Annotated in this window: 13 protein-coding genes and 3 pseudogenes; all 16 read right to left on the bottom strand. The window is 37.4% G+C overall.

The annotated features are described in order from the left end of the window. Positions 1-2: 2 nt before the first annotated feature. Positions 3-1,013 carry a polysaccharide biosynthesis protein gene (locus BGM26_RS19885; RefSeq protein WP_217042010.1) on the bottom strand — a complete coding sequence of 337 codons (1,011 nt, stop codon included), beginning with the start codon at positions 1,011-1,013 and terminating at the stop codon, positions 3-5. Positions 1,014-1,027: 14 nt separating this feature from the next. Beyond that, entirely contained in the window at positions 1,028-1,621 is a 594-nt protein-coding gene (locus BGM26_RS19880; protein ID WP_217042009.1) for a hypothetical protein, read from the bottom strand. A gap of 157 nt (positions 1,622-1,778) precedes the next feature. Further along, on the bottom strand, positions 1,779-2,834 hold the full coding sequence (locus tag BGM26_RS19875; protein ID WP_217042008.1) for a flagellin N-terminal helical domain-containing protein: 1,056 nt from the start codon (positions 2,832-2,834) through the stop codon (positions 1,779-1,781). A 158-nt stretch (positions 2,835-2,992) separates the two neighbouring features. Then, positions 2,993-3,220 carry a carbon storage regulator CsrA gene (gene csrA, locus BGM26_RS19870; protein WP_217042007.1) on the bottom strand — a complete coding sequence of 76 codons (228 nt, stop codon included), beginning with the start codon at positions 3,218-3,220 and terminating at the stop codon, positions 2,993-2,995. A gap of 3 nt (positions 3,221-3,223) precedes the next feature. Next, positions 3,224-3,673 (bottom strand): flagellar assembly protein FliW, encoded by a 450-nt coding sequence (gene fliW, locus BGM26_RS19865; RefSeq protein ID WP_217042057.1) that lies wholly within the window; start codon positions 3,671-3,673, stop codon positions 3,224-3,226. A 19-nt stretch (positions 3,674-3,692) separates the two neighbouring features. Beyond that, complete coding sequence (locus BGM26_RS19860) at positions 3,693-4,271, bottom strand: DUF6470 family protein (RefSeq protein WP_217042006.1); 579 nt, start codon at positions 4,269-4,271, stop codon at positions 3,693-3,695. Between the two features lie 378 nt (positions 4,272-4,649). After that, the gene (flgL, locus tag BGM26_RS19855; RefSeq protein WP_367949372.1) at positions 4,650-5,816 is read right to left on the bottom strand and encodes a flagellar hook-associated protein FlgL; all 1,167 of its coding nucleotides are present in this window, start codon (positions 5,814-5,816) and stop codon (positions 4,650-4,652) included. Between the two features lie 5 nt (positions 5,817-5,821). Beyond that, positions 5,822-7,435 carry a flagellar hook-associated protein FlgK gene (gene flgK / locus BGM26_RS19850; protein ID WP_217042005.1) on the bottom strand — a complete coding sequence of 538 codons (1,614 nt, stop codon included), beginning with the start codon at positions 7,433-7,435 and terminating at the stop codon, positions 5,822-5,824. A gap of 13 nt (positions 7,436-7,448) precedes the next feature. Then, a complete protein-coding gene (locus BGM26_RS19845) occupies positions 7,449-7,943 on the bottom strand; it encodes a flagellar protein FlgN (protein ID WP_217042004.1) in 495 nt (164 codons plus the stop codon). 11 nt (positions 7,944-7,954) lie between these two features. Next, on the bottom strand, positions 7,955-8,218 hold the full coding sequence (gene flgM, locus BGM26_RS19840; RefSeq protein ID WP_217042003.1) for a flagellar biosynthesis anti-sigma factor FlgM: 264 nt from the start codon (positions 8,216-8,218) through the stop codon (positions 7,955-7,957). A gap of 221 nt (positions 8,219-8,439) precedes the next feature. After that, a complete protein-coding gene (locus BGM26_RS19835; protein WP_217042002.1) occupies positions 8,440-8,877 on the bottom strand; it encodes a YaaR family protein in 438 nt (145 codons plus the stop codon). A gap of 227 nt (positions 8,878-9,104) precedes the next feature. Then, positions 9,105-9,356 (bottom strand): annotated as a pseudogene (locus BGM26_RS22045) (flagellin); the annotation flags it as partial. 801 nt (positions 9,357-10,157) lie between these two features. After that, positions 10,158-10,517, bottom strand: a pseudogene (locus BGM26_RS22040) (flagellin N-terminal helical domain-containing protein); the annotation flags it as partial. Positions 10,518-10,542: 25 nt separating this feature from the next. After that, positions 10,543-10,971, bottom strand: a complete 429-nt coding sequence (gene fliS, locus BGM26_RS19825; protein ID WP_217042000.1) for a flagellar export chaperone FliS — start codon at positions 10,969-10,971, stop codon at positions 10,543-10,545. A gap of 58 nt (positions 10,972-11,029) precedes the next feature. Then, positions 11,030-11,329 (bottom strand): EscU/YscU/HrcU family type III secretion system export apparatus switch protein, encoded by a 300-nt coding sequence (locus tag BGM26_RS19820; RefSeq protein ID WP_217041999.1) that lies wholly within the window; start codon positions 11,327-11,329, stop codon positions 11,030-11,032. Continuing rightward, a pseudogene (locus BGM26_RS19815) lies at positions 11,326-13,431 on the bottom strand (hypothetical protein); the annotation flags it as partial. The gene BGM26_RS19820 and the pseudogene BGM26_RS19815, both read right to left, overlap by 4 nt.

Below are 13,431 nucleotides of genomic sequence, written 5' to 3'. Positions count from 1 at the left end.
CCTTATTTAATTAATTGTTCTCTTAAAATCCATTCTCTTAACATTTCTTTGTCAATTGCTTCTTCATAAGACACCGTTGGAATATGTTGAATCGGATAGGTTTCTTTATAATATGCTCGACCAGCATAGGGTGAATTAATAATATACATGTTCTCCATCTCATGAGCGATTCTAATTTCGTCTTCTGTCATTAACTCTTCATACATCTTTTCCCCTGGACGGAGGCCAATTTGTTGAATTTCAACTTTGCTACTAATTAAGCATTTTTTCGTTACTTCTTCGACCAATACCTCAATAAGATCACTCAATTTTATAATAGGCATTTTTAAAACAAACACCTCACCGCCCTGCGCCATCTCATTTGCTTCTAACATGAGAGAAATAGCCTGAGTGGGGGTCATCATGTAGCGCAGCATACTTTTGTCGGTAACAGTCACTTTGCCTTTCTCTTTCATTTGTTTTAAGAATAACGGAATAACCGAACCCCTTGATCCCATCACATTCCCAAATCGAACAGAACTAAATATCGTATGTTTTGGCCCCTTTTGATATTGAGCAGCTGAAATAAGACGTTCAGCTGTGAGCTTTGTTGCTCCATATGTATTAGTTGGAGCAATTGCCTTGTCTGTACTAGTGAATAACACTTTTTTCACACCCATCGTTAATGCACACTGAATTACATTCTGGGTACCTAAAACATTCGTTTGCACCGCTTCGAATGGATTGTATTCACATGCAGGAACATGCTTCATTGCAGCAAGATGAAAAACATAGTCAATTTCCTCCATCGCTCGAAGAAGCCGATTCTCATCACGTACATCTCCGATTAAATACCTTATATTTTTGTATTCTTGAAACTCTTGCTGCATTTCGAACTGTTTGTACTCATCTCTGCTGAAAATTCGTATCACACTCGGATTGTGTAAAAGTAACTCTGCAGTCAAATAACGTCCGATTGTTCCTGTCCCACCAATAATAAGGATTTTTTTTTGAGCATACATACTTGCCTTCATTTTTCCGCCCTACTTCATATGTTATTTGCTTCAAAAACTTGCTCTGTCACATCATAAATTAATTGGAATTGAGATAATATTTCATATTGAATGATATCCGCAATGAGAATGGCATCTTTATTTTCGATTGCTTCTAGTAAATTGGATAGCTCAACCTCAAAGATTGCCGCAATCTTGATAAACTCATCCCAATCTTTAATGTCATGCTGTGTTTGATCAATGCTTTTTATCGTTTCATATATCCATCCAATTCCGTCCAAAAGCTGGTTCAGTGTGATCCAGCTTTGCTCTAATGGGGATTGATAAAATTGGTTGACTAAAGATCCTATTTCTGGAATGGCACGATTCGTATATGTATTTAATGAAACTAATAAACTGCCAATAAATTCTTTAATCGTCTGTACTTTTACTTCAACCTCATTGATATTAGCAATGTTATCAAGAATATATTCTTCGTGTTCTTTGTATACCTCTTGCCCATTGATAATTAAGTGACTTAAAAATATATTTTCGGTAGATAGAACATTTTGGATTGTTTCGATTAATTCCTGTGTTCCTTCATGATTGTTATCAAAAGTAAAGCATTTATCTAATATTGTTAAAATCATTTTTAGTTCCTCCGTCGTATCTAAGTAACCATTATATCGACATTTTTCAACAAAAGTTAAGAAAATATCAACAGGTAGTAATTGGAATTTGATACAACTTTAGATTATTTAATATAAAAAAACCCCAGCAAAATTTGCCAGGGTTCAATAAATATTATTATTGTAGTAATTGTAATACTGATTGTGGACGTTGGTTAGCTTGAGCTAACATAGCTTGAGAAGCTTGAGAAAGGATATTGTTCTTAGTGAACGCCATCATTTCATTAGCCATGTCTACGTCACGGATACGAGACTCAGCTGCTTGTAGGTTCTCAGCAGAGTTACCTAAGTTACTGATAGTGTGCTCTAAACGGTTCTGGAATGCCCCGAGTTTAGAACGTTCTGCAGATACTTGGTTAATAGCTGAATCGATTACTGAAATAGCTGCAGTTGCTTTTCCATGACTAGTAATATCTAAAGCAAAAGTTGCTCTCTCTTTGCCATCTGCACCATCAGTTAAGATATTTTGGTTACCAGCTGCAAATGTTGCACTTCTTGAGCCAGAAGAAAGTTCTTTAGAAATCGTAGTACCATTTGTTGTAGTTCCACTAGCTCCAATTGCAGATATTCCAGTACTAAAAGTTGTTGCTAGGTCAGCTTTACCATTAGCATCACCAGCAACACCTAATGCTGATGCCCTCATATCAAATATATCAACTGTAAAGTTTTGTAATGTGTTGGCACCAATTTGCATTTTTAATCCGCCGCCACCAGATACACCTGCTTGAGCAGTATAAGCTGTTCCATCAAGTTTTTGATCACCATTTAAAAGTTTCTTAGTATTAAACTCAGTATTATTACCAATACGGTTAATCTCAGAAGTTAATTGATTTAACTCTTTTTGAAGCTCTTGTCGATCTTGATCAGTATTCGTATCGTTCGATGCTTGAGTAGCTAGCTCACGCATACGTTGTAGAATAGAGTGAGTTTCGTTTAACGCACCTTCAGCTGTTTGAATTAAAGAAATAGCGTCTTGAGAGTTACGTTGAGCCTGGTTTAAGCCACGAACTTGTCCACGCATTTTTTCAGAGATTGCTAGACCAGCAGCGTCGTCTCCAGCACGGTTAATACGAAGACCTGAAGAAAGTTTCTCCATAGATTTTGCAGAGTTTGTTTGGTTTGCACCCATTTGGCGGTATGAGTTCATCGCCTGTAAATTATGATTGATAATCATCGTTTGTTTCCTCCTTGAAATTGGTTTGTTCCACATCCATGTGGTTATTTGTTAAGTCAGATCATCCAATTAAGTCGGCCGCCCTAATTGGATTGCTGGTTTACAATTTTTATATCGACATCTTTTTGGGGTTGTTTAGTCATTTTTAGCTAAAATATTTATTTTTTTAGCTGATTTGTGAATTTCTTCAATAGGTCAAAGGATGTGTTTCCTGCTTTTTGGTTTTCCTCTTGGATGGCAAGGTATATTTCTTTGCGGTGGATGTCAATATTTTTTGGTGCTTGGATTCCGATTTTTATTTGTTCACCTTCTACGGAAAGGATTTTGATTTCGATATCATCACCAATTTGAATCGATTGGTTTAGTTTTCGTGTTAGTACGAGCATAGTTTAACCCTCCTTGCCTGCGGAGGAAAGTTGGTTCATTAACAGATGCTTCGTTTTGTAGGATGAGTCACTTAAGATGACTTGCTTTCCTAGCTTTTTCGCATCATTAATAACGATTGGACCTTGCAGGTTAGCTGTTGTTTTTTGGAATGGTTCTTGAACCGTTAGGATGACAAAAAGCGCAATATCTTCTTGATTTTCGATTTGTAATGTTTCAATCACTTGGTCGGAAAGTTTTGCTGTGTAATCCTTAAAAAAGTCGAATGGGCTGACAATGACAAAAGCTAGTGCTGGTGTTTGGACAGATTGCATAATTAAGAATGGACCTTCGTCAGCGAAAGGGAGTATATAAAATTGTTGCTCTTCTAGGAAACTTGGGATTCCTTGATGAAAATGAATGATCTTTGATTCTTCTATTTGAACTTCACCATGGTATTTCGTTTGAATTTTCATTTCGTCCACCGTTTCTATTTTATATTTTTTCGTCAAGGGCTGCTCCAATTGCTTGTATATGAATAGAAGCTTTTTGCCTCAAGTAGATTTGGAGATCACCTGGATTGAATTTGATGATAGGATGATGAGTCTGAACCTCTAAATCGAGATTTTTAGTAGGGACTTTTATTTTAATTTCCGATGGTTGGTAGTGAAACTTTACATTTCCAGGTTTCGGAAGATAATCAATGCTTATTTCTTTTGGTGGCGGCTCGCTTTTTTCTTTAGCAATTTGCGGAATGACACTTTTCTGCTGATGCTCGATGCTCATTAGGCGATTCCCTTCGCTCACCTTTTTAGAAATGTTTTGAAGTACTTTCTGCTTTGCTTTTGCCGCCCATTCATTCACTACTCTGAATGGATGTTTAAGATTCGCATCCGCAAATGCTTCTGTTTGGTCAATTTCTAATTCGCTTTTTGATTGATCTATTTCTACTACTGGCTGAGGCTGTTTCATTTTTATTTCAGCCATTGGTTGTTTTATTTCGATAGTCGCTCTATGTTGCTGGATTCCAATTAGGGCATTTGTATTGGTTATTTGTAGATAAGGAAGCTTCATGGCTTGTCCTCCTTTATTATCGAGACTTTATATCTATTTTAGCTAAGTTGTGGATTTAATAAAACTTTATTTTATTCCTTATTCTATTCCCTTTTCAAAATACGAATTCGTCAGGCGAAGCACATCTTTTGCTTCTTCTTGTGGGGGCTTGGTGATTTCTTCTCTCATCTGTTTTTCTTCCTCTTCATTTAACTTTAAGTATGATTCAAAAAATCCATAAATGAGTTACATTTTCGCTGGGTTTAATCCCATTCGGCTAATCATCCGTAAAAAGAGCTAGCCCCAATAGGAAGCTAACTCTTCATCTCATGTCTTATTCTTATATACAAATACTAATTTTTGTCCACGACTGCCCAGTCCCATAGACTTAGGAATCATTTAACGTAAAAAGTCCATTAAAGTTGGCTGAATAATTCTTGCCCCGGCTGCTAAAGCTGCACGGTGGAGACTTTCTTGGATCGTTAGATCGATAATAACTTGTTCAAAATCGATGTCTTCGTTATCTGAAAGTGTTTGGACTGCCACGACTTTTTGTTGAAGGAGACGGCTTTGTACCATTTCCGCTCTGTTTGTTTGAGCACCGAGTTCTGCTCTTGTTGACACAATATCACCTAGGAATCCATCTATCGAATCTAAAGCTTTCGTAATTTCCGATCCTTTTGTATCTGGATTTGTTAACATTTTTTTAATTGATTCTAGGCTCCCAAATAATTCAATTGAGAAAGCATCTTGGGCTCTAATGTTAATTGGAATGGTAACACCTTTCATGACTTCGATTCTAACATCTTGTGTGTTTGTTGAAACGGCATTTTTATTTGAAACAATTAAATCATCAGTATTTATTGTTTCTTTAATAGAAATCGGAGTGCCATCCATATGTTTTTGCTCTTCTTCATATTCGTGTTTAATCACTCCAGAAGATGCATCTAAAATTAAATTATCTCCAGATGGAGCTTTAAATATGTGATAATCCACACCATTAATCTCTTGAACATCATCGAATTTATAACTTTGCCCTTTATAGCTAAGGACATAATCACCAGCCTTAGTGGCTACGTTTGTCAAAAAGGTATTAAAGTCCATATTAAATTGATTTTCCTTTATTGGTGCTTCACTCGTGTCTGTCCCATTAAAAATATAATTCTCGCCAACTCGCGAATTAGCAAGTGCTTCAATGTGCTCTTGCAGACGTTCAATCTCTTTTGAGATGTTTTTCCGTGCATCAGCATCATAGCTATCATTAGAGGCTTGAACAACTAATTCACGGATTCGATGTAAAACCTGAGTTGTTTCATCAAGAGCCGCATCCGCATTATCCATCCAGTTAAAGCCTTCATTCAAGTTTCGCTTAAATTGATCGACCTCAACGACTTGGCTTCGGTAGCGCATTCCTTTCATCGCCACAACTGGATCGTCGGACGGTTTTGTGATTTTTTTACCAGACATAATTTGATCTTGCAATTTACCTAATCGGCCATAGCTTTGACTAATATATTTTAAGTTGCTATTAGATAACATTAATTGTGTAACACGCAATGGATTCACCTACCTTATCTTCCTACAATGCCCATCCCATTGATAATTTTATCAAGCATTTCATCAATCATTGTAATATTCCTAGCCGCTGCATTATAAGCATGCTGAAACTTGATTAGATTCGTCATTTCCTCATCTAAAGAAACACTGCTTATTGACATGCGTCTAAGTTCAACAGAATCTTTAAGGATCCCTGCCGTTTTTGTCATCCGAAGAGCCTCTGATGCATTATCGCCTAATTTACCGATCATTCCTTGATAGAAAGACTGTACATTCGTTTTTTTCACACCAAAATCAATCGGTATATCCTTCACATTTGCTAGATTAAGTGCATTTGAGCCGTTTCCAATGAAAGCTTCACCATCTGGGCCTGCTGCAGCTGCAGCTGCAGCAATATTTTGTACATCCTTTAAAATTTCATCAGCAACTTTTAGACTAGCTGCGGCCCCTTTTGTATCTCCTGATGTTATACCGGATCCAAAGGCAAAGAAAGGAAGTCCACTTTGAACTTTCTCGCGAATATCATTTAAGCTCCATCCCGATTGATGTACTTCATTGAATTTAGTTGCGAATTCGAATGCCATCTCATCTAAATCAGCCAGCATTTCATTGTATATTCCCTTTACATCTGCACCATCTTTATAACCATACCCTTCAATATATCCTTTTAACTTTCCGTTCGTATTGAAGGTACTGAATTCTAAAGTGGCTTTGACATCGTTTGAATTAGCAAAGCCCTCTTTATCATTAAGCTCCAAAAACTCAATATACGTTACTGGGCTATCTAAATCGTCTGGATTCTGATACTGAATTTGAATGCCTATAGCTTTTCCAAATTCAGCATCAATAAGCTTAATCTCATTTAATTTGTCCCCTTGAGGAGTAGCTAAATAAATATCATAGATTCCTTCCGCATTTGCAGAAGCTAATCCCCCACTTGGTTTCACTTCTACTCTAATATTCATCATACTAGATAGCTCATCAATCAAGCGATCACGTTCATCGTATAAATCATTTGGTAAATATCCATGAGGCTCTATGGAACCGATTTCCTTGTTAATTGCGTTTATCTGTCTTAGTATCGAATTAATTCTTTGTTGGGATGCATCAATCTCATTCCGATAATCCTTTTGAATAGCCTTCAGGGAATTTGACATATAGTTAAATGTATTCGCTAATGAAATCCCACGTTCACGAACCACCCGTCTCGCCCCATCATTTTGCGGCTGGACAGCTAAATCCTGCAAGGCATTCCAGAATTGATCTAATGTACTAGAAAGTCCTGTATCGGATGGCTCATTCATTACATCTTCCATTTGAGTAAGCATCTCTGCCTTTGCTTGCCAGTATCCCAGCTTACTATTCTCTGTTCGAAACTGCATGTCCGTAAAGCTATCCCGAATTCGCTGGATATCGCCCGCTTTTACCCCCGTTCCCATTTGGCCGGGTATTTGCGGACGATTCATGGATGCTGGAGGATACGGTTCTGTTTGTGTGAAATTTACACGTTGCCTTGTATATCCTGGTGTATTTGCATTTGCAATATTATGACCTGTCGTATAAAGAGCCGCCTGTTGGGTCATCATCCCTCTTCTAGCAACTTCTAACCCATGAAAAGTAGAAATCATTTTATTACCTCCGTTAAGCCTTTGATTCAAAAATTGAGCGAGATTTTTGTTGAGTATCCTGAGCGTTATGATCCGATCTACTATAATTTAAGGAATCTAAATCTGGAATTAACAGATCGAGTGAGAGATTAACAAATTGTAAGGATTGTTGAAGAAGTTCCTGATTCGAATGATTTTGCCATTGTAAAATAGCGATTTGATCATCCAATTCTCTTTTCAACTGAATAAGTCGATCCTTTTCAATATCCTCGGCATATGCAATAATAGCCGATAGTGTAGGGGGATCTAAGATGCCGTTTTGCAATAAAAAACTTTCCCCCTCTTTCAAGACCTCTAAGCTCAATTTTTTAATGACCTGGATATGTTTATTTTCATCTTTTAAAATCGTTTGCAGGGATTCGATATCACCTTTTACGATTATGTCTGTTTTTTTCTTCGCAATTTCATTCAAGCTTTTATGCAAAACAAGCGTTTTTTCTAAGGTATGCATCATTTTTTCAAGAGGCATTGATTTCCCTCCTAAAACTTGTCATTCCAGAAGGAATACATTTTCTCCGCCACTTTTGCTGGTTCAATTTCGTACTCACCCGATTTGACTTTATCTTTTAGTTCTTCCACTATTTTCTGACGCTGCGCTTCGATCGGGTTTCCTTTTTGAAGCTCCAATGCTTCAGTGGAAATTTCTATTTTGTCCTTCTTACTGGTGTTTGCGACTTTTTCCATTTTCTCAAGTTGTTTATTATAAGGATTCATACCGACGCGGCCAATATTGTTAATTTTCACTTTGTGCCCTCCTTTATCTTCTCTTTACATATATTTTATCTTTCCCTAAAATCTAATTCAGTTCGGACGAAAAAATCTGTTATTTGTATTTTATATCGGTTGATAATTAAATAAATGAAGAAATTTTAACAATTATATTATGATGCGATTATCTCAATAATTATAAGTTTTGATTGCCTTCTGAATATAAAAAGAACCATTAGGCTTATTCCTAATAGTCCTTACGTATAAATATTGATCATTAAACCTTTAATCTCGCCGACCATGCCTAAAATATCTAACGTCTTTTTCTCTTTATCAAGGACAACATTTGTTAAATCAATTAGCTTTTTATCGATTTCTTTCACAATTTTATAGACCTTTGTCCGTCCACGGCGATTAAATCCACGCTGTTCTTCAAGCTGCAGACCGTTTTGAACAGCCTCTTCCATGAAGTTTTTCACCATTTTTTTGTATTTCCGAAGATGATCAACGGTGCGGTTTTCCGCTAAGGCTTTACCTTGTTCTTCAATTTCCGCAACCATTTTAGTCATCTTGTCATAGACCGTTTGCTGACGGTTCTTGGCGATTACTTCTTGAAAGGAAATGCTTTCTGTAGGCAGATTGTTTTTGCTTTGAATTTTATCCATTCCTAATGGGCTAATTTTTTGGACTTCCATAAACTTCACGCCTTTTTCAAGTGGTTTAGAATTATTTTATCACAAAACATTTCTGATATTGCAATCTCAACCGAGTATATAAATGTTGTCGACTTCATTTCACTGCGCTAGTGATTACTTCTTACACAAGGACAAACTCTGCCGAATCCGACGACAATTTAGTTTTCAAACAGGTAAAAAAACAGAGGCAAGCCCGAAGTGTAGGACTTGCCTCCTTATTAAAATGATTATTGTAATAATTGAAGTACGCCTTGTGGCAACTGGTTAGCTTGCGCTAGCATTGCCTGTGCTGATTGGTTAAGAATATTATTCTTCGTGAACTCAGTCATTTCTAGTGCCATATCTGCATCACGAATACGAGACTCAGCAGCTGTTAAGTTTTCGTGTGTTGTTTGTAGGTTATTAATTGTGTGCTCTAGGCGGTTTTGAGTTGCTCCTAGTTTTGCACGTGTAGATGAAATTTGATTGATCGCTTTATCAAGTTTAAAAATAACTTCATTAGCTGATTTATGATCTAGAACGCTAATTTCATCAATACCAAGTTTTACGGTACTTAATTGCGGAACATCAATGTTAACATTTTGGTTTGTATTCGCACCGATTTGGAATGCTAGTGCCTTATTTGTTAAAGTAAACTCTGTTTCACCTTGTTTCATACTGGTATCATATTTAAGTTCTAATCCACCATGTTTTATGATTCCATTTTCAGTTGTAATTTTTTTATTAAATGTGATGTCATTATAATTACCACTATTTTCCCTCTGAACTGATATTTCAGCTGCATACTCAACTTTCACCTTAGCAGTACCAGCCTTTGTTATTTGAGTTGTATCTATTTTAATCTGTTTTGGAATTTCACCAATGCCTATCGTTGTTGCTCCAGATGATGCACCAATTTCCTCCGCTTTAGATCCTAATGAGAATCCATCTGGATCAAAAACCTCTATTGTAGCGCTTGTTTTTCCATTTGCACTCTCATAATTAGTAACTACGATTGAGTACTCACCTAATTTTAATTGTTGAGCCTGAAAGTCTGATAAATCACTAGCAATAACAGTTGTATTTTGAACTCCAGCTTCAGGTTGAGTAAGCTTTGTTACTAAATTAACTCCACTAGCAACAGTAATTTGATAATTACCTGTTGCCATAGCAGAATTTGTAACGACAGGAACTACTGTTAAATTACTGTCGTTATTTGCGGCAAATTGAGTATCAGCAGCACTTGAACCATCTAACAACTTTCGAGTGTTAAACTCTGTTTTTGATGCAATGCTATCAATTTCTAAAAGCAGTTGATCAATTTCTTTTTGAATTGCAGTACGATCGTCAGTCGTATTCGTATCATTCGCCGCTTGTACCGCTAGCTCACGCATACGCTGTAGCATGGAATGCACTTCTGTCATTGCCCCTTCAGCCACTTGCATTAAGGAGACACCATCAAGCGAGTTTCTCTCTGCTTGTTTTAGTCCACGGATTTGTGAGCGCATTTTTTCAGAGATTGCTAGACCCGCAGCGTCATCAGCTGCGCGGTTGATGCGTAGACCAGAAGATAGTCTTTCTAAGTTTTTAGAAGTGTTAAATTGGTTTTGGTAAAGGTTACGGTATGCATTTAATGCTTGAATATTATGATTTATTCTCATTTTCTTGCTCCTTAAAGTCTATTTATTAGTTATCTTCCATTAATACACTTTTTTCATAGGCTAATGCCTTTTGCCGCAGTCCTGCAGCAAGGTTAGCAGATTTATTCTTCATTGCTTTGTTCCAAGCAGTTGTTATCTCTTCTAGAGTTTGGATGACTTCTTTAATGATTGTGACATCTTTTGTTAAGTTTGCCTGGACAATTTTATCTGCCATATAGTTGTAAAGCATATCAAGCTGGTCAGCTATGATTCCGGCTTCGTAGTTGAGTCCCGCTCCTAAACGAAATAATATATCGTTTGCTCTCTGTAGTTTTTTATTTGCAAAAACTAAGTCTTTGTTGGCTATGTCTTCGATTGCTTCCTCTAAGTTCGTTAAACAGGCTTCATATAAGAGCGCTGTAATTTCTTGAGGTGATTTTTGATGGATGGCTGACTCTGTGAAAATACCAGTCACGTATTTGCACCTCCAAATTGATTACCTGTTTCTTTTATCGGCCTATTATTTTAAGTGTTTAATAGTTTTTTTCCATTTCTTCAATAAGTAAGAGAATTTCCGCCATAACGGAATAAAGCTGAGGGGGAATGTTATCCCCCAAGTCCATATCTAGTAGGTTTGCTACAAGCGAAGAGTCTTCTTGCATATGGATGTTATTTTGTTGCGCCAATGCAATAATTTGTTGGGCAACTTGGCCTTTTCCTTGGGCTACTATAGTTGGTGACTTTCCTGTTTCTTCGTCATATTTAATAACAGCTGCGGAAGGACCGTTGATTTCTTTGCGTTTTTTTTGGTTATAAAAGCTTGAAACTCTCATATTTTAAAGTCCATTCCCTTCTCAGTGAAGACTGGTCTTGATGGTTTTGTCTCATGAGCTTTATTTTCGGACTCATTTTGGGAAACGGAAGAGCTATTGATCGGACTCATTCTTGTAAAGTTGATGCTATTGACGTTATAGCCAACTTCCTGGAGCTTGTCTTTTGCTAAAACTGCTAATGGCTCCATTTTTTCTTTAAAGCCTGGCAGATCGTTTTTTATGGTAATGGATAAATTTCGATCAGTTGAATTCAGCATGATTCCGACATCGCCAAGTTTCTTTGTTTCCAGCAAGAAATACAGATTGCAGTTTTCCCAATCGACTTGCTGACCTTCGCTTTTAGAATTCACAAAAACTTGCAGGTTTTCTGGCTTCCCACCTAGCAGCAGGGGTAGGTTAAAAAACATGCTTTGTAAAGTTCCGCTCGCATCAGATTTGCTTAATAATTGCTGGCCAGTTAGGTTTGTTAAGGCTTGTTCTGCTTGCTGGGCGACCTTTGAATTTGTTTCTTCTCCTTGGGCCAATTTCAAAAGAGCCGCTTTTAAATTTTGCTGCTGTTGCTGATGCTGTTCTTGTTGTGATTGATCATTTTTTTGGAAAACGAGCGAATTTGCGACATCGCTATCATGGTTCAGTCCGAGTGATCGAACCATTTCGAACATTTGCCTAGCGGATGGTTCTTGGTTCATATAGCCACTGGCTGTTTCTCCAAATTGGGACAGCATTTGTTGTCCCGGTGAGCGATTTTCCATAGCCATGCTTTCTTTATTAACAAAATGCATCACCTTTTGATCTGATGGCTTGAAAATGACTTTGTCAATTAAAGTTTTGACCTCATTGACTATTTTACCTGCCTGGGAATGATCCCCTTTTGCAAGAAGTTTTTTCGCTTCGGCTAATTGGGAGCTCGCATGCATAAGCTGCTTTTCCGTTTTCATATCTGTAAACAACATCATTTCACTTTTTAAAATGGCGTTATCAAGCTTGCTGATCGCTGTTTCGAGCATTTGTTTCGCCTGTGGATAGGCATTTCTCTTGAATGTATCAATTAGCCGCTCCACATTGTCAAGATTCCTAGAAATTTCTCGTTTGAGTTCACGGAAATCATGGGTTGCTTGTGCCAGTTTTTGCGTGATTTTTGTTACTAAAATATCTTTTGACTGGATTGATAAAGATTGCAGCTGTTCATTTAGGTCGTATTGTAGCGCGTCTTGTGTTGCCTTTTGTTCGTGTTGATGACTTGGCTCTGATTTTACAATTTCATTTTCAATTTCTGTAAGTGCTTTTGTCATATGTTGTCGGGCTGCAATTTCACGGCCTTTATCTTGTAGTTTTGTGGCTTGGCTAAGTGCTTTTTCAGCCTTATCGATTGTTTTCATGTCGATGTTAGGATTGCTCGAGATTTCTTTCCGTACTTGGTCGAGTGCTTGTTCTAAATCAGGTTCTTTTTGAAATTGCTTTATGGCTTGTTTAATTGATTCAGAAGGGCGGATTTCAGCTTGTTTTGCCTGTTCTGTCATTTCGATATTTTTCAAAGAGTTGTTTTGCTGCATATTATTTAAGCTAGGCTGTTCTCCCTGTTTAACAGGTTGATTGATTGCGGTTTCCGGCTGCTTGGTTTGCGTCTCGTTCTGTTTTATAGTTGCCTCAACTTGCTGCAGCATTTTTATTAATCGCTCACGGCCCGCTTGGTCCAATTGATTTGCCTGATTTGCTACACGTTCGATATTGCGTGACATTTCTGGGTCTACGTTTTTATTATTCGTTACTAGATCCTGAACTTTTTGTAAAATTTTCTTTGGATCAGGCTCGGTTAGTATTTGCTCGCGGACTTGTTTGATTGATTCTCTTAATTGGGAATCTTGTTTCGGAAGCACGCGTTGCTCGATTGTATCGCTATTAGTCTGAGTTGACTGAATCGGCTGGGATGGATGACGAGCTTCCAGTAGTTCCGTTTCTGCTTTTGCTAAAGCTTGTTGTAGGCGTTCACGGCCGGATGATTCTTGGTCTATTTTTTGTAGCTGAGCAGCTTCACTCAGGGCTTTCTCCACTTTTTTCGCTACTTCACGGTCCATTTTTGGATGCTGCACAATTTGTTCACG

It is taken from the genome of Bacillus sp. FJAT-29790, assembly GCF_019039215.1.
Classification (GTDB): Bacteria; Bacillota; Bacilli; order Bacillales; family Cytobacillaceae; genus Cytobacillus.
The sequence above is the reverse complement of the archived record's forward strand: the minus strand, read 5'-3'. Positions and strand labels throughout refer to the sequence as shown.